The sequence below is a fragment of the Streptomyces sp. NPDC049915 genome (assembly GCF_040656475.1).
Lineage (GTDB): Bacteria > Actinomycetota > Actinomycetes > Streptomycetales > Streptomycetaceae > Streptomyces.
The window spans coordinates 17,505-34,007 of the sequence record NZ_JBFAMH010000025.1; the positions used below are offsets into that span (position 1 = coordinate 17,505).

Here is a 16,503-nt window from a genome sequence, read left to right on the forward strand (position 1 = left end):
AGCTACTGGATCACCACCTTGACGATGCCGGTGAGGGCGATCTGAGCGAGGGAGAGGGGGACGAGGAGGGTCCAGGAGAACTTCTGGAGCTGGTCCTCGCGCAGCCGCGGATAGGTGACGCGCAGCCAGATCACGAGGAAGGCGAGAACCGCGGTCTTCAGCAGGGTCCACACCCAGCCCAGGCCGTCGGCGCCCCAGGGACCGTGCCAGCCGCCGAGGAAGAGGACGGTGGTCAGGCCGCACAGGACGATGATCCCGGCGTACTCGGCGAGCAGGAACAGGGCGAAGCGCAGGCCGGTGTACTCGGTGTACGCGCCGAAGATGATCTCCGAGTCGGCGATGGGCATGTCGAACGGGGGCCGCTGCAGCTCGGCGAGGCCGGCGACGAAGAAGACGATCGCGCCGACGATCTGCCAGGGCAGCCACCACCACTCGAACGCGTCGAGGATGCCGGGGATGGACACCGTGCCGGCCGCCATCGCCACGGAGGCGGCGGTGAGCAGCATCGGCAGTTCGTAGGCCAGCAGCTGGGCGGCGGTGCGCAGGCCGCCGAGCAGGGAGAACTTGTTCGCGCTGGCCCAGCCGGCCATGAGGGAGCCGAGCACGCCGACGCCCATCACGGCGAGGACGAAGAAGACACCGGCGTCCAGCGCCTGCCCGACCGCGCCCTCGCCCGGGCCGATCGGGATGGCCAGCAGGACGAGCAGATACGGCAGCAGGGCGACGGCCGGCGCGAGCTGGAAGATACGGCGGTCGGCGCCCGCGGGGACGACGTCCTCCTTCTGCGCGAACTTCACGCCGTCGGCGATCAGCTGCGCCCAGCCGTGGAAGCCGCCGGCGTACATCGGGCCGAGGCGGCCCTGCATGTGGGCCATGACCTTGTGTTCGGTCTGCCCCACGATGAGGGGGAAGGTGAGGAAGACGACGAAGACGACCACGAGTCGCAGGGCGACGTCGAGAGCGCCGTTCACTGCGGGCCTCCTGCGGGGTCGTGGGGGTCTTCGGTGTCGTGGGGGTCGCGGGCGTCTTGGGTGTCTTGGGGTTCGTCGGCGCCGCCGGTTTTACCGGCTTCGGCTCCGTCGCCGGTACCGGGGGCGGCTTTGCCGGCCGGGCCCGCGTCGTCGCCGGCCGGCTCGGTCGCCGGTTCGGGCTCGGGCGCCGGCTTGGGCTGGGTCTCCCGCTCGGGCTCGGGCGCCGACGCCGGCTGCGTCTCCGGCGCGCGCTGCGTCTCCGCTTCGTCGAAGGCCGGGCGGGCGTGGTGCCACGGGGCGTCCGAGCTCCGGCGGCCGGGCCGGACGGGGCTTTCAGGTGCCGTGGACTCTGTCGCCGTGGGCTCCTGCGGCGTGGGCTGCTCGGCCTCGGTCTGCTGGGAGGCCGAGCCCTGCGAGGCGCTGCGTGCCCGGCGCGGGCGGGCCGGTGCCCGGCCGGGCTCATGCGCCACCGAGGCCTCGGCGGCCGGGCCCTCCGCCGCCGCGCGGGAGGCGTCACCCTCGGCCGCGTCCTGCTTGCGCGTCGCCGCGTCCGCGGGCCCGGCGACGGCGTTGTCGCCGTCCTGCTCCGCCGGACGTGGCGCGGCCTGGCTCGCTGAGCCCTCGCTCGCGCTACGCGTCCGGCGCGGGCGGGCAGACGCTGCGGAGGCGGCTTCCGGGACGTCGGTCCCCGCCGTCTCCGGAGTACCTGCCGCGGCCTGGCTCGCCGAGCCCTCGGACGCCGTGCGCATGCGGCGCGCCGGCCGCTCCCCCGCCGCAGCCGCAGCACGGCCGGCACCGGCGGCACCCGCAGCGCGCCCCGCACCGGCCGAACCCGTACCCGTACCCGCACCCGCACCCGCGGCACGCCCCGTTCGGGCCGGGCGGGCTGGGGCCGGGGGGAGCTGGCCCTTGAGCGGGCCCCACTCGTTGGGGTCGGGGACGCCCGGCGGCAGCATCTGGCGGCGCTTGGGCCCGCCGTGCTCGGACTCCCCCGGCTCCTTGGCGCCGGGCCAGGCCTTGGCGACCCGGGCGGCCAGGACGAAGTCCTTGCGCAGCGGATGGCCTTCGAAGGTGTCGGGGAGCAGCAGGTGGTCGAGGTTCGGGTGGCCCTCGAAGCCGACGCCGAACATCTCGTGCGTCTCGCGTTCGTGCCAGGCGGCGCCCGCGTACACCGCGACGGCCGACGGCAGCACCGGGGCGTCGTGGGGCACGGTCGTGCGCACCAGCAGGCGCCGCACCGGGCCCAGCGCCGCCACGTGCACGGCGATACGGAAGCCGACCCCGGGCTCGTCGACCGCGCTCAGCCAGTCGAAGTAGGTGCAGCCCAGCCGGTCGCGGGCCGTCGTCAGCGCCGCGAGCCAGGACTCCGGCGGGACGTCGACGGTCAGAACGTCGTACGACTCCTCGGCCGTCGCCGCCGTACCGAAGAGCTCCTCGGCGTCGGCGGGCAGCCAGCCGACCGTGCCGGCGCTCATCGGTCCTCCTCCTGCGCGGACTGCGGCGGCCGCACCAGGCCGCTCTGCAGAGCCGCCGGCGAGGGACGGGAGGCGCCGTGGCCGTAGCGCTCGCCGAGGGACTCGCGGGCGATCTTCTCCTGGAGCTTGAGGATGCCCTGGAGCAGCGCCTCGGGCCGCGGCGGGCAGCCGGGGACGTACACGTCGACGGGGATGATCTGGTCGACGCCCTTGGTGACGGAGTAGGAGTCCCAGTACGGGCCGCCGCAGTTGGAGCAGGCGCCGAAGGAGATGACGTACTTCGGCTCGGGCATCTGCTCGTACAGGCGCTTGACCGCCGGGGCCATCTTGTCCGTGACCGTGCCGGAGACGACCATCAGGTCGGCCTGGCGGGGGCCCGGGGCGAACGGGATGACGCCGAGCCGGATGAAGTCGTGGCGGGACATCGACGCGGCGATGAACTCGATCGCGCAGCAGGCCAGGCCGAAGTTGAACACCCACAGGGAGTAGCGGCGGCCCCAGTTCAGGACCACCTTCATCGGCTCGGGGGCCAGGCGGGCGAGCGCGCCCAGCCTCTTCGGCTCGGGAAGCAGCACGGGCTCCGGGACAGCAGGCTCCGGGACAGCCGGGTTCACGTCCATGCCAGGACGCCCTTCTTGTACGCGTACAGCAGACCCACGGCGAGGAAACCGAGGAAGATGAACATCTCCACCAGGGTGGCCGCGCCGTAGCCGGGCGCGGCGAAGACCGTCGCCCAGGGGAAGAGGAAGATCGAGTCAACGGCGAAGATGACGTACAGGAACGCGTAGACGTAGTAGCGGACCTGGGTGTGCGCCCAGCCCTCGCCGACGGGGTCCACGCCGCACTCGTACGTCAGGAGTTTCTCGGGCGTGGGCACGACGGGCCGCAGCAGGCGGCCCGCCCCGAAGGCGACGGCGACGAAGAGCACGCCGACCACGGCGAGCAGTCCCACGACCGAATAGGAGTGGAAGTAGTCCGCCGCGACGACGACGGTGGTTTCCCGCACGTCCGTCTCCTCGCTCCCTGGCTTCGCGTTTCGCGTTTCTCGGCTTTCGACGACCGTCGGCAGTGGCCGACAGTGTTCGACGATCTGTACGCACGGGAGTCTAGGCCCTGATAAAGAGGCGGTAAGCAGCCCGTCACGTCTTGAGACGCGCGGCCCGCGGGGAGGGTGGGGTTTTCCCCACCGGAGCGAGGCCGGGCGACCTCATGGCGCGGCAGGGCGGCGCGCGGCACGCTGACCCATATGACCGCAACCGACCCCGCTCGCCGACCGGCCGACCCTGGCCGCCCGTCGGCCGACGACGACCGTCCGCCGCCGGCCCGCCTCGCCTATGACGCGCGCACCTGGAAGGAGATCGCCCATCTCCTGGCGAACCTCCCGCTGACGCTGATCGGCTTCGTCTATGTCATGACCGTGCTGCTGGTGAGCGGCACGCTGACGATCACCGTGATCGGCTTCCCGCTGCTGGCGCTGGCCCTGATGGGCGCGCGGCTGATGGGACGGTTCGAACGGGCCCGGGCGCGGGCGCTGCTGGGGGTGCGGGTGGAGGAGCCGAGCCGGCTGCCGCTGCACCGTGCGGACGGCTTCTTCGGCCGGATGTGGATGGTGCTGAAGGACTCGGTGGCCTGGCGGACGGCGCTGTACGACCTGGTCCGGCTGCCGTGGGGCATCGTCACGTTCACGGTGACGCTCACCTCGCTGTTCGTGCTGTGGCCGGTGCTGCCGTTCCTGGCGCGCGGGATGAGCAACGTGGACCGGGCGCTGGTGCGCGGGCTGCTGTCGCCCTCGGACGAGCTGGAGCGCCGTATCGCCGAGCTGGAGTCGGACCGCGGGGTGGTCGTGGACACGGCGGCGGCCGATCTGCGGCGCATCGAGCGCGATCTGCACGACGGGGCGCAGGCCCGGCTGGTGAACCTGGCCATGGGGCTCGGCCTGGCGAAGGAGAAACTGCTGGAGGGCCAGGCCGACGAGCACGTGGCCGCGATGGTCGACGAGGCGCACGGCGAGGTGAAGCTGGCGCTGCAGGAACTGCGGGACCTGGCGCGCGGCATCCATCCGGCGGTGCTGACCGACCGCGGGCTGGACGCGGCCCTGTCGTCCGTGGCGTCCCGGTGCACGGTGCCGGTGAAGGTGACCGCCGAGCTGCCGTCGCGGCCGGCCGCCGCGATCGAGGGCATCGCCTACTTCACGGTGTCCGAGCTGCTGCAGAACATCAGCAAGCACAGCGGGGCGAGGTCCGCGACCGTGGAGGTGTGGCGGTCCGACGACCGGCTGCTGATCCAGGTGTGGGACGACGGCCGCGGCGGCGCGTCGCCGGACCGCGGCAGTGGGATGCGGGGGCTGGCGGAGCGGCTGGACGCCGTGGACGGCCTGTTCGTCGTCGACTCCCCGCCCGGCGGTCCGACGACGGTCACGGCGGAGCTGCCGTGGCGCGACCGCACGGATGGTGACGGCCGCTCCTGAGGCGCACGCGCCGGTGAGGCGGGAGAACGCCCGCTCCCGAGGTGGGGAAAACCCCCCGGACAGGACGCCGACGGCCTCCATGGTCCGCCGACCTGCGGCGCAGCAGGCTGGAGGCAGGTGACAGGGCGTGCAGCCGGACGGCGGCCGCGAACAGGAACGGACGGACAGCGATGGCCATGGAGTACCGAGAGCGCTACCGGGCGGGGTACGACGACGGCACCCGGCGGCACCGGATGCCCGCGGCGCTGCGGGCGCCGTTCGAGAGGCGCAGCATGCGTGAGCTGGGGTATGTGCTGCTGGGCCTGCCGATCGGGATCGTGCTGTTCGTCTTCGCGGTCACGATGGTCTCCCTCGGGGCCGGCCTGCTGGTGACGTTCCTCGGCGTCCCGGTGCTGGCGGCGGCGCTCGCCGGCTGCCGGGGATTCGGCGCGCTGGAGCGGGCGCGGGCGCGCGGGCTGCTCGGTGTGGAGGTGGCCGACCCGGAGCCGCTGCGGCCCCGCAAGGACGGCCTGATGGGCTGGATGGGCGCGATCCTCAAGAGCGGCGCGTCCTGGCGGCACCTGCTGTACGCCGTGCTGCAGTTCCCCTGGGCGGTGTTCTCCTTCTGCGTGGCGCTGGCGTTCTGGGCGTACGGCTGGGCGATGCTGACGTACCCGCTGTGGTTCTGGGTCTTCCCGATGTACGCCGGGCAGGGCGGCCTGCAGCTGTACGGCGACGAGCACCACCGCGTCTACCTCGACAACCCCTTCGAGATCACCGTGACGGTGCTGGTGGGGGCGCTGTTCACGATGGCCACGCCGTGGATCGTGCGGGCGCTGACCACGGTGGACCGGCTGCTGGTGCACGGGCTGCTCGGCCCGTCGCGGCTGGGGGCGCGGGTGGTGGAGCTGGAGTCGGACCGCGGGATGGTCGTGGACACGGCGGCGGCCGATCTGCGGCGCATCGAGCGTGATCTGCACGACGGGGCGCAGGCCCGGCTGGTGAACCTGGCCATGGATCTGGGGCTGGCGAAGGAGAAGCTGCGGGAGGACCCGCGGGCGGCCGCGCGAATGGTGGACGAGGCGCACGGCGAGGTGAAGACGGCGCTGCAGGAACTGCGGGACCTGGCGCGCGGCATCCATCCGGCGGTGCTGACCGACCGCGGGCTGGACGCGGCGCTGTCCGCCGTGGCCTCCCGGTCCGCGGTGCCGGTGCGGGTGGAGGTGGACCTGCCGTCACGGCCGGCCCCCGCGATCGAGGGCATCGCCTACTTCACGGTCTGCGAGCTGCTGCAGAACATCGGCAAGCACAGCGGGGCGAGGTCCGCCACGGTCGATGTGTGGCGGGCGCAGGACCGGCTGATGCTCCAGGTCACGGACGACGGGGCCGGCGGCGCGGTCCCCACCCCCGGCTCCGGTCTCACCGGCCTGGCCGAACGTCTCGACGCGGTCGACGGCATCCTCGTCGTCGACTCCCCGCCCGGCGGCCCGACCCGCATCACGGCGGCACTCCCCTGGCGAACCCACTGAGCCCCCGACGGCCGTCAGGCCACCTCCCAGCCGGGCCGGTCCCGTACCTCTGAGCCCCGCCCGCCGGCACCCCGCCCCTTCGCGGCACCCGCCTCCCCGGCCGGAATCCGACACCCGTCCCCCCTCCGCGCCCTGCCGCGTCCGCGGTTCGCCGCCGTTGGTGGAATGCTGGGCCCTGTTGTCGCGCAGTGTGGGGGGAACGGCGTCGTGGAGGTCAGGGTGCGGGTGGTCATCGCCGAGGACTCGGTGCTGCTGCGGGAGGGGCTGACGCGGCTGCTCACCGACCGCGGGCACGACGTCGTCGCCGGTGTGGGGGACGCCGAGGCGCTGGTGAAGACCATCGCCGAGCTGTACGCGGAGGGCGCGCTGCCCGACGTCGTCGTCGCGGACGTACGGATGCCGCCCACCCACACCGACGAGGGCGTACGGGCCGCCGTACAGCTGCGCAAGGCGCATCCCGGGCTCGGGGTGCTGGTGCTGTCGCAGTACGTCGAGGAGCGGTACGCCACCGAGCTGCTGGCCGGTTCGAGCCGCGGCGTCGGCTATCTGCTCAAGGACCGCGTGGCCGAGGTGCGCGAGTTCGTGGACGCGGTGGTGCGCGTCGCCGACGGCGGTACGGCCCTCGATCCCGAGGTCGTCGCCCAGTTGCTGGGCCGCTCCCGCAAGCAGGACGTCCTCGCCGGGCTCACTCCGAGGGAGCGGGAGGTCCTCGGGCTGATGGCCGAGGGGCGTACGAATTCGGCCATCGCCAAGCAGCTGGTCGTCAGTGACGGCGCGGTGGAGAAGCACGTCAGCAACATCTTCCTCAAGCTCGGCCTGTCCCCGAGCCAGGGCGACCACCGCCGGGTGCTCGCCGTGCTGACGTATCTGAACTCCTGAGCACCGCCCGGGACAGCGCCACGGGTGGGGGAACCCGGAGCTGTGACGCGCACGGCCGGCGGCAGCGGCAGCAGGGCGGTCGGGTGACCACCATGCGAAAAGTCAAGGGAAGGCGACCCTTACAGACGTAGGGTTGATCCTGGGAAGGCCCGTGGGAGGGCCGCTCCCGACAGCCGCCTCGAGGGAGGTCCAGTTCAGTGACCAGTCAGGTCAGCAGCCCAGCGGAGCAGGCCGACGACACCGTCGCAGGAGAGCAGCGCAGACCGGCCGGGGGGAAGGACGTCCGCCGGCTGGACCGCGTGATCATCCGGTTCGCGGGGGACTCGGGTGACGGCATGCAGCTCACGGGCGACCGGTTCACCTCGGAGACCGCGTCGTTCGGCAACGACCTCTCCACCCTGCCGAACTTCCCGGCCGAGATCCGCGCGCCCGCCGGCACCCTGCCGGGTGTCTCCAGCTTCCAGTTGCACTTCGCCGACCACGACATCCTCACCCCGGGCGACGCGCCGAACGTTCTGGTGGCGATGAACCCGGCCGCCCTGAAGGCGAACATCGGCGACATGCCGCGCGGCGCGGAGATCATCGTCAACACCGACGAGTTCACCAAGCGGGCCATGCAGAAGGTCGGCTACGACTCCAACCCGCTGGAAGACGGCTCGCTGGACGGCTACAGCCTGCACCCGGTGCCGCTGACCACCCTCACGGTGGAAGCGCTGAAGGAGTTCGACCTCTCCCGCAAGGAGGCCGAGCGCAGCAAGAACATGTTCGCGCTGGGGCTGCTGTCGTGGATGTACCACCGCCCGACCGAGGGCACCGAGGCGTTCCTGCGCACGAAGTTCGCGAAGAAGCCTCAGATCGCCGAGGCCAACATCACCGCCTACCGGGCGGGCTGGAACTTCGGTGAGACGACCGAGGACTTCGCGGTCTCCTACGAGGTCGCGCCGGCGGCGAAGGCGTTCCCGCCCGGGCTGTACCGCAACATCTCCGGCAACCTGGCCCTCGCCTACGGTCTGATCACCGCCTCCCGCCAGGCCGACCTGCCGCTGTTCCTGGGCTCGTACCCGATCACACCGGCCTCGGACATCCTGCACGAGCTGAGCCGGCACAAGAACTTCGGCGTGCGCACCTTCCAGGCCGAGGACGAGATCGCCGGCATCGGTGCCGCACTGGGCGCGGCGTTCGGCGGCTCGCTGGCGGTCACGACGACCTCAGGGCCGGGGGTGGCGCTGAAGTCGGAGACGATCGGTCTGGCGGTCTCGCTGGAGCTGCCGCTGCTGATCGTGGACATCCAGCGCGGCGGCCCCTCCACCGGTCTGCCGACCAAGACCGAGCAGGCGGACCTGCTGCAGGCGATGTACGGCCGCAACGGCGAGGCCCCGGTGCCGGTCGTCGCGCCGAGGACGCCGGCGGACTGCTTCGACGCCGCGCTGGAGGCCGCGCGGATCGCGCTGCTCTACCGCACGCCGGTGTTCCTCCTCTCGGACGGCTATCTGGCCAACGGCAGCGAGCCGTGGCGCATCCCCGAGGTGGACGACCTGCCGGACCTGCGGGTGCAGTTCACGCAGGGCCCGAACCACACCCTGGACAACGGCACCGAGGTCTTCTGGCCCTACAAGCGCGACCCGCACACCCTGGCCAGGCCGTGGGCGGTGCCGGGCACGCCGGGTCTCGAGCACCGCATCGGCGGCATCGAGAAGCAGGACGGCACCGGCAACATCTCCTACGACCCGGCCAACCACGACTTCATGGTCCGCATCAGGCAGGCCAAGGTCGACGGCATCGAGGTGCCGGAGCTGGAGGTCGACGACCCGCAGCAGGCGCGCACGCTGGTGCTGGGCTGGGGCTCCACCTACGGACCGATCACGGCGGCGGTACGGCGGCTGCGGGCGGCCGGGGAGTCGATCGCGCAGGTACACCTGCGCCACCTCAACCCCTTCCCGCGCAACCTCGGTGAGGTCCTGAAGGCTTACGACAAGGTGGTGGTCCCCGAGATGAACCTCGGCCAGCTCGCCACCCTGATCCGGGCGAAGTACCTCGTCGACGCCCGTTCCCACACCCAGGTCAACGGCATGCCGTTCAAGGCGGAGAGGCTCGCCGCGGCTCTGAAGGAGGCCATCCATGACTGACGCCGACACGCTGCTTCAGCTGGTCCCCAAGGCCGAGGCCAAGCAGTCGATGAAGGACTTCAAGTCGGACCAGGAGGTGCGCTGGTGCCCGGGCTGCGGCGACTACGCGATCCTGGCCGCGGTGCAGGGCTTCATGCCCGAGCTGGGCCTGGCCCGCGAGAACATCGTCTTCGTCTCCGGCATCGGCTGCTCCTCCCGCTTCCCGTACTACATGAACACCTACGGGATGCACTCCATCCACGGCCGCGCCCCGGCCATCGCCACCGGCCTGGCGACCTCGCGCCGGGACCTGTCGGTGTGGGTGGTGACCGGCGACGGTGACGCCCTGTCCATCGGCGGCAACCACCTCATCCACGCCCTGCGCCGCAACGTCAACCTCAAGATCCTGCTGTTCAACAACCGGATCTACGGTCTGACCAAGGGCCAGTACAGCCCGACCTCCGAACTCGGCAAGATCACCAAGTCGACGCCGATGGGCTCCCTGGACGCCCCCTTCAACCCGGTGTCGCTGGCGCTCGGCGCGGAGGCCACCTTCGTCGCCCGCACGATCGACTCCGACCGCAAGCACCTCACCGAGGTCCTGCGGCAGGCGGCCGCCCACCCCGGCACCGCGCTGATCGAGATCTACCAGAACTGCAACATCTTCAACGACGGCGCCTTCGACGCCCTCAAGGACCAGCAGCAGGCCACCGAGGCCCTGATCCGCCTGGAGCACGGGCAGCCCATCCGCTTCGGCACCGACGGCGGCCGCGGGGTCGTGCGGGACGCGCGCACCGGTGATCTGCGGGTGGTCGATGTGACGCCGGAGAACGAGGCCGACGTCCTCGTCCACGACGCCCACGCCGCCTCCCCGACCACGGCCTTCGCGCTGTCCCGGCTCGCCGACCCGGACACCCTGCACCACACTCCGATCGGCGTGTTGCGCTCCGTGGACCGGCCGGTCTACGACACCCTCATGGCCGATCAGCTCGACACCGCGGTCGAACAGCGCGGCAAGGGCGACCTCGCCGCGCTCCTGGCCGGCGGCGACACGTGGACGGTCGTCGGCTGACGACGCCTTCCCTCACGAGGCCCGGGACGAGGACACGTCCCGGGCCTCGTCGTATGCCGTGCGGGCCCGTTCCACGTCGGGCATGCGCCGCTCGGTCCACAGGGTCAGTGCGCGGACCTGTTCGGCGGCCTCGCGGCCCAGTTCGGTCAGGGAGTAGTCGACGCGGGGCGGGATGACCGGCTTGGCGTCGCGGTGGACCAGGCCGTCGCGCTCCAGGGTCTGCAGGGTCTGGGTGAGCATCTTCTCGCTGACGGCCCGGCCGACGCGGCTCACCTCGCGGCGCAGCTCGCTGAACCGGTAGGAGCGCTCCAGCAGCGCGATCAGGACGAGCACGCCCCAGCGGCTGGTGACGTGCTCCAGGACGAGCCGGTAGGGGCACATCGCCTCGGCGTCGGAACCCACTGCACTTACTGCCATGTCAGTACCTTACTTCAAAGTGGGTACTTTCCAGAAGTTAGCGCCATCCGTAGGGTGGGTGTCAGACAACGGAGAACGGACACCCCCCGAGGAGATCGCATGAGCATCGTCGTCACAGGAGCCACCGGAAAGCTCGGCCGTCACGTCGTGGAGCAGTTGCTGGAGAAGGTCCCCGCCGACCAGGTCACCGCCGTCGTGCGCACCCCGGAGAAGGCCGCCGACCTCGCCGAGCGCGGCGTGCGCCTCGCGGTCGCCGACTACAACACCCCCGAGAGCTTCGAGGGCCTCTTCAAGGCCGGCGACAAGGTGCTGCTGATCTCCGGCAACGAGTTCGACAAGGGCCGCACGGGCCAGCACCAGGTCGTCATCGACGCCGCGAAGGCCGCGGGCGTCGCCCTCCTCGCCTACACCAGCGCACCCGGCAGCCTCACCGCCGCGCTCGCCGACGACCACCGGGCCACCGAGGAGGCACTGCTCGCCTCCGGCCTGCCCTACGTACTGCTGCGCAACGGCTGGTACCACGAGAACTACACGGAGAACCTGGCCCCGGTCCTGGAGCACCGCGCCGTCGTCGCGGCGGCCGGCAAGGGCCGCGTGTCCTCGGCCTCGCGCGCCGACTACGCGGCCGCCGCCGTCGCCGTACTGACCGGCGAGGGGCACGAGAACCGGACGTACGAGCTGGGCGGCGACACCGCGTGGAGCTTCGACGAGTACGCGGCCGAGCTGAGCCGGCAGACCGGCGAGGAGATCGCCTACAACCCGGTCACCCCGGAGGCGCTCACCGGCATCCTGACCGGCGCCGGGCTGCCCGAGCCGCTCGCCGCGGTCTTCGCCGGCGTGGACGTCTCCATCGAGAAGGGCGAGCTGGAGGTCACCTCCGGCGACCTGTCCCGCCTGGCCGGCCGCCCGACCACACCGCTCGCCGAGGCGATCGCCGCCGCACTGAAGGGCTGAGCGGTCTGCCGGAGGAGCCGAGCGGTCCGCCGGAGGGCTGAGCGGTCTGCCAGAGGGCGGATCAGTCCGCCGGAGGAGCCGAGCGGTCCGCCGGAGGGCTGAGCGGTCTGCCAGAGGGCTGATCAGTGCGCCGGAGGAGCCGAGCGGTCCGCAGGGGGGCTGAGCGGTCCGCGGGAGAGGCCGAGCGTCTCACCCGCCCGCACTGTCATGACCGTATGGCGATACGGACATGACAGCCGGGCGGCGCGGCGCTACCTTCGGGGAGGCATGTGGTGAGGTGAAGGAGGAGCCCGTGGGCGGGACGTCGAAGAGTGAGCAGCGCGTAGGCCTGCTGAACGGCTTCGCAGCGTATGGGATGTGGGGGCTGTTCCCGCTCTTCTTCCCCCTGCTGGAGCCCGCGGGCGCCGGCGAGGTGCTCGCCCACCGGATGATGTGGTCCTTCGTCGTCGTCGCCGCGGTGCTGCTCGTCATGCGGCGGTGGCGCTGGGCCGGTGAGCTGCTGCGGCAGCCGCGCCGGCTGGGCCTCGTCGCGGTCGCCGCGGGCGTCATCAGCATCAACTGGGGCGTCTACATCTGGGCCGTGAACAGCGGCCATGTCGTCGAGGCCTCGCTCGGCTACTTCATCAACCCGCTCGTCACCATCGCCATGGGCGTGCTGCTGCTGGGTGAGCGGTTGCGGCCCGCGCAGTGGGCCGCCGTCGGCGTCGGCCTGGCCGCCGTGGTCGTCCTGACCGTCGGCTACGGCCGCCCGCCGTGGATCTCCCTGATCCTCGCCTTCTCCTTCGCCACCTACGGTCTGATGAAGAAGAAGGTGAACCTCGGCGGCGTGGAGTCGCTGGCCGCCGAGACCGCGATCCAGTTCCTGCCCGCGCTCGGCTATCTGCTGTGGCTGACCGCGCAGGGACACTCGACGTTCACCACCGAGAGCCCGGGGCACACCGCGCTGCTCGCCTCCACCGGCGTGGTCACCGCGATCCCGCTGGTCTGCTTCGGCGCGGCCGCGATCCGCGTGCCGCTGTCCACGCTGGGGCTGCTGCAGTACCTCGCCCCGGTCTTCCAGTTCCTGTGTGGGGTCCTCTACTTCCACGAGGCCATGCCGCTCGAGCGCTGGGCCGGCTTCGCTCTCGTCTGGCTGGCCCTGATCCTCCTCACCGTCGACAGCCTCCGCACGGCCCGCCGCGCGGCCCGCCTGCGGACGACCCTCGCGGCCACGGTGACCGCGCCTGCGGCGGCCGGGATTCCGGCGATCGAGTCGCCGACGGCCGCGACACCGGCAGCGCCCCACGTGGAGGCGTAGACCGGGACACGGGTTCCGCCGACGGGCGCCCAGGCATGCTTACTGCGCCGGGCGGTGGGTCCGGGCCCGGTGGGCGCGGACCTTCTCGCGGTTGCCGCAGTGTTCCATCGCGCACCAGCGGCGGCGGCCCGGGCGGGAGGTGTCGACGAAGAGCAGGTAGCAGTCGTGGGCGCCGCACTCGCGGACGCGGCCGGCGTACGGACCGCTGAACAGGTCGATCGCGTCACGGGCGACCGTGGACAGCAGCTGGGTGGCGGTCGCGCCCAGCGCCCACGCGCGCGTGCCGTCCGGGGCGAGTCGGGGCACCAGCGACGGCTGCGCGGCCGCCTCGTTGAGCGTCGCGACCAGGTCCGGGCGCAGCGGGCGTCCGTGCGCACGGTCGGCGGTGAGCAGGAAGAGCGCGTCACGTACGTCGCGGACCCGGGCCAGTTCCGCATCCGTGACCCGTAGGCCGAGCCCCTGCGGAAGTCGGCCGAGTCGGCTGCGGGCGGCCCAGGCGACCAGGTCGGCAGGCGTGTGCAGCACCTCGTACCGGGCGAAGGCGCCGGGCCCGCCGGTCGTCAGCAACTCCAGGCACAGCGCGCCGGGGTCGAAGCGGTAGGGCCGGCCGTCATGGGCGTACAGGGTCAGACCGGGGGAAGAGCCGGCCGGCTCCGGCGATTCCGTTGCACGCTCGCTCATGTAACCATTATTACTGGTTACATGACCACGACGGCACCGGCTCCGGTGCACTTCAAGATCGTCATTGACGCCGCCGATCCGCACACCCAGGCCGACTTCTGGGCCGCCGCGCTGCACTACGAGGTGGAGGACAACGCCGCGCTCATCGAGCAGCTACTCGCCGCCGGCGCGCTGCCGGGCGCGGCCACCGTGGAGTTCCACGGCCGCCCCGCCTTCCGGGACCTGGTCGCCGTACGGCATCCGCAGGACCCGTACGACCCGCACAGCGGCACCGGGCTGGGGCGGCGGCTGCTGTTCCAGCGGGTGCCGGAGCCGAAGACCGTGAAGAACCGGCTCCACCTCGATCTTCACCCGGGCGAGGGGCGGCGCGCGGACGAGGTGGAGCGGCTGAAGGGGCTCGGGGCGAGCGTGCTGCGGGAGGTGAAGGAGCCGAGCGGGCAGTGGGTGGTGATGGCGGACCCGGAGGGCAACGAGTTCTGCGTGCACTGAGCGTGGGGCTTTCGCGCGGGTCCGGTGAACGATCCGATATGCGAACAGCACTGTCCGGATTGCGCTCTTGACGGAGCGTCAGACCCAGCTTCACCATCGGGCACCCCATTCCTCAAGGAATTCGGAGCCCCCCACATGAACCTCTCCGTTTCCGCGCGGGCGACGGCCGCTGCCGTCGTCGCCGGCGCCACCCTGATCGCCACCGGATCCATAGCCGGGGCGGCGCCCGCCCCCACCGCGGCCGCCGCCGCTCCCGACATCCCCGTCGCAGCCGTCAAGGCCCACCTCGCCCAGCTGCAGTCCATCGCCACCGCCAACGGCGGCAACCGGGCGCACGGCAGCGCCGGCTACAAGGCCTCCCTCGACTATGTGAAGGCCAAGCTGGACGCGGCCGGATTCACCACCACCGTCCAGCAGTTCACCTCCTCCGGCCGCACCGGATACAACCTGATCGCCGACTGGCCCGGCGGCGACACGGGCCGGGTCCTCATGACCGGCGCCCACCTCGACAGCGTGACCGCCGGGCCCGGCATCGACGACAACGGCTCCGGCTCCGCGGCCATCCTGGAGACCGCGCTCGCCGTCGCCCGGACCGGCTACCACCCCGCCAAGCACCTGCGCTTCGCCTGGTGGGGCGCGGAGGAGCTGGGCATGGTCGGCTCCCGGTACTACGTGGGCAGACTGTCCTCGACCGACCGCGCCCGCCTCACCGGCTACCTGAACTTCGACATGATCGGCTCACCGAACCCCGGGTACTTCGTCTACGACGACGACCCGGCCCTTGAGAAGACCTTCAAGGACTACTACGCCGGACTCGGCATCCCCACCGAGCCCGAGACCGAGGGCGACGGCCGCTCCGACCACGCGCCCTTCAAGAACGCCGGCGTGCCGGTGGGCGGGCTGTTCAGCGGCGCCGACTACATCAAGACGTCGGCCCAGGCCACCAAGTGGGGCGGCACGGCGGGGCAGGCCTTCGACCGCTGCTACCACTCGTCGTGCGACACGACCGCCAACATCAACGACACGGCACTGGACCACAACAGCGACGCCATCGCGTACGCGGTGTGGACGCTGTCGTCGTGACGCTGTCGTCGTGACGCTCTCCTGAACGTCCGTCAGCCGCCGTCGGCGGCGCGGGCGGCGAGGCGGTCCATGCGGGCACGGGCCGACCGGAGCTGCTCGGCGTCGTCGGCGGCGGGGCCGTTCCCGGCGGCGAGTCCGTCCCACAGGTCGATCAGCTCACCGCCCAGGCTGAGGCCCTGGCGCGGGTCGCGCACCGCCCGCCACGCGGTGGCCGCGCTCTGCACATTGCCGTAGGCGGCCTCCGGGTCCTGCTGTCGGCGCCGCGCACGGGCCAGGCCGAGGGAGAGGTGACAGGCGCGGGCCGGTTCGCCGGACAGGTAGGCGATGTAGGCGGACAGTTCGCCGAGCCACATCACGTCGGGGTGGTCCGGGCCCAGCCGTTCCGCCTGCGACGTCGCGTGATCAGCCAGGTGAGCAGCCTCTTCTACCCGTCCGCCGCGCACCGCTTCGCTGATGCGGGCCAGCGGTTCGGTGAAGTACGACAGGCCGCCCGGCGACGCACTGCCGGTGTCGTCGGCGAGCACGGCCTCGGCGACGGCGTCGAAGCCGCTGGGCGCGGCGGGCGGGGCGTGGGGCGTCTGCGCCGGCGCAGACGCGATCGGCTGTCCCCGGTTCGGCGCCGGCTGTCCCCCGTTCGGCGCCGGCTGCTCCCTTCCCGGTTCCGGTGCAGGTCGTTGTGTCGCCGGCACCGGCTCGGCCGTCAGAAGGCTCGATCCGTCCAGGTTCACCTGGAGGGGGATGACGCGGCCGACGCGCTCGTCGTGGATCGTCACCCGCACGGGGTGGCCCGCGGCCAGGGCCATGCGGTGCAGGCGCGCCAGAACCGTACGCTGGATCTCCTCGCCCTCCACCGCTGCGACCGGCACGCCGCCGATGAAGGCTCCACCGCCTCCCGGTCCCGCGGGCAGCACCAGGATCTCGATCGGTGCAGCCACGGACCCGTCGGCCGGCAGCTCCGCGGACGCGCGCCCATCCCTTCGCCCCCGGCTGAACCGCGACATGTCGCTCCCTCACTCGCTGGGCCGGTCGGGTCGGCCGGCTGCTCCCTGTCGTCGAGTGTCCCGCCCTTTGCCAGGCCCCGCGTCACCGCGGCGTCACAGCCTCG

At 72.1% G+C, this 16,503-nt stretch carries 16 protein-coding genes; 9 read left to right on the forward strand and 7 right to left on the reverse strand.

Annotated elements, in window-relative coordinates; genetic code table 11:
- Positions 1 to 2: 2 nt before the first annotated feature.
- The 4 genes from AB0J12_RS31320 to AB0J12_RS31335 are packed head-to-tail and all read right to left on the reverse strand — an operon-like array spanning position 3 to position 3,452.
- Complete coding sequence (locus AB0J12_RS31320; protein ID WP_363267934.1) at positions 3 to 971, reverse strand: complex I subunit 1 family protein; 969 nt, start codon at positions 969 to 971, stop codon at positions 3 to 5.
- Complete coding sequence (locus AB0J12_RS31325) at positions 968 to 2,446, reverse strand: NADH-quinone oxidoreductase subunit C (protein ID WP_363267935.1); 1,479 nt, start codon at positions 2,444 to 2,446, stop codon at positions 968 to 970. The genes AB0J12_RS31320 and AB0J12_RS31325 overlap by 4 nt, the downstream gene beginning before the upstream one ends.
- Positions 2,443 to 3,066, reverse strand: coding sequence for an NADH-quinone oxidoreductase subunit B family protein (locus AB0J12_RS31330; RefSeq protein ID WP_363267936.1), 624 nt, complete (start codon positions 3,064 to 3,066; stop codon positions 2,443 to 2,445). Before AB0J12_RS31330 ends, AB0J12_RS31325 begins: the two co-directional genes overlap by 4 nt.
- Complete coding sequence (locus tag AB0J12_RS31335) at positions 3,057 to 3,452, reverse strand: NADH-quinone oxidoreductase subunit A (protein ID WP_363267937.1); 396 nt, start codon at positions 3,450 to 3,452, stop codon at positions 3,057 to 3,059. The genes AB0J12_RS31330 and AB0J12_RS31335 overlap by 10 nt, the downstream gene beginning before the upstream one ends.
- A gap of 240 nt (positions 3,453 to 3,692) precedes the next feature.
- Here AB0J12_RS31335 and AB0J12_RS31340 point away from each other — a divergent pair, with 240 nt between their 5' ends.
- The 5 genes from AB0J12_RS31340 to AB0J12_RS31360 all read left to right on the forward strand — a co-directional run bounded on the left by AB0J12_RS31340 (position 3,693) and on the right by AB0J12_RS31360 (position 10,477).
- A complete protein-coding gene (locus AB0J12_RS31340) occupies positions 3,693 to 4,913 on the forward strand; it encodes a sensor domain-containing protein (protein WP_363267938.1) in 1,221 nt (406 codons plus the stop codon).
- Positions 4,914 to 5,083: 170 nt separating this feature from the next.
- Positions 5,084 to 6,421 (forward strand): sensor domain-containing protein, encoded by a 1,338-nt coding sequence (locus AB0J12_RS31345; protein ID WP_363267940.1) that lies wholly within the window; start codon positions 5,084 to 5,086, stop codon positions 6,419 to 6,421.
- Between the two features lie 165 nt (positions 6,422 to 6,586).
- Positions 6,587 to 7,300, forward strand: a complete 714-nt coding sequence (locus tag AB0J12_RS31350; RefSeq protein WP_363267942.1) for a response regulator transcription factor — start codon at positions 6,587 to 6,589, stop codon at positions 7,298 to 7,300.
- Positions 7,301 to 7,497: 197 nt separating this feature from the next.
- The gene (locus AB0J12_RS31355) at positions 7,498 to 9,426 is read left to right on the forward strand and encodes a 2-oxoacid:acceptor oxidoreductase subunit alpha (protein WP_363267944.1); all 1,929 of its coding nucleotides are present in this window, start codon (positions 7,498 to 7,500) and stop codon (positions 9,424 to 9,426) included.
- Entirely contained in the window at positions 9,419 to 10,477 is a 1,059-nt protein-coding gene (locus AB0J12_RS31360) for a 2-oxoacid:ferredoxin oxidoreductase subunit beta (protein ID WP_363267945.1), read from the forward strand. The genes AB0J12_RS31355 and AB0J12_RS31360 overlap by 8 nt, the downstream gene beginning before the upstream one ends.
- A 12-nt stretch (positions 10,478 to 10,489) precedes the next feature.
- Here the strand turns inward: AB0J12_RS31360 and AB0J12_RS31365 are convergent, their stop codons facing one another.
- Positions 10,490 to 10,894, reverse strand: coding sequence for a helix-turn-helix domain-containing protein (locus tag AB0J12_RS31365; RefSeq protein ID WP_363267946.1), 405 nt, complete (start codon positions 10,892 to 10,894; stop codon positions 10,490 to 10,492).
- 99 nt (positions 10,895 to 10,993) lie between these two features.
- Between AB0J12_RS31365 and AB0J12_RS31370 the strand changes: the two genes are divergently transcribed.
- Both AB0J12_RS31370 and rarD read left to right on the forward strand, forming a co-directional pair.
- Complete coding sequence (locus AB0J12_RS31370) at positions 10,994 to 11,848, forward strand: SDR family oxidoreductase (protein ID WP_363267947.1); 855 nt, start codon at positions 10,994 to 10,996, stop codon at positions 11,846 to 11,848.
- 292 nt (positions 11,849 to 12,140) lie between these two features.
- Positions 12,141 to 13,145, forward strand: coding sequence for an EamA family transporter RarD (rarD, locus tag AB0J12_RS31375; RefSeq protein WP_363267948.1), 1,005 nt, complete (start codon positions 12,141 to 12,143; stop codon positions 13,143 to 13,145).
- A gap of 39 nt (positions 13,146 to 13,184) precedes the next feature.
- On the opposite strand, the gene AB0J12_RS31380 is transcribed toward rarD, so the two are convergent.
- On the reverse strand, positions 13,185 to 13,826 hold the full coding sequence (locus AB0J12_RS31380) for a CGNR zinc finger domain-containing protein (RefSeq protein WP_363267949.1): 642 nt from the start codon (positions 13,824 to 13,826) through the stop codon (positions 13,185 to 13,187).
- A gap of 21 nt (positions 13,827 to 13,847) precedes the next feature.
- Here AB0J12_RS31380 and AB0J12_RS31385 point away from each other — a divergent pair, with 21 nt between their 5' ends.
- Positions 13,848 to 14,315 carry a VOC family protein gene (locus AB0J12_RS31385; RefSeq protein ID WP_363267950.1) on the forward strand — a complete coding sequence of 156 codons (468 nt, stop codon included), beginning with the start codon at positions 13,848 to 13,850 and terminating at the stop codon, positions 14,313 to 14,315.
- 135 nt (positions 14,316 to 14,450) lie between these two features.
- Entirely contained in the window at positions 14,451 to 15,398 is a 948-nt protein-coding gene (locus AB0J12_RS31390) for a M28 family metallopeptidase (RefSeq protein WP_363267951.1), read from the forward strand.
- Positions 15,399 to 15,430: 32 nt separating this feature from the next.
- Here AB0J12_RS31390 and AB0J12_RS31395 read toward each other — a convergent pair whose 3' ends face one another.
- Complete coding sequence (locus AB0J12_RS31395; protein WP_363267952.1) at positions 15,431 to 16,333, reverse strand: hypothetical protein; 903 nt, start codon at positions 16,331 to 16,333, stop codon at positions 15,431 to 15,433.
- Positions 16,334 to 16,503 lie beyond the last annotated feature (170 nt).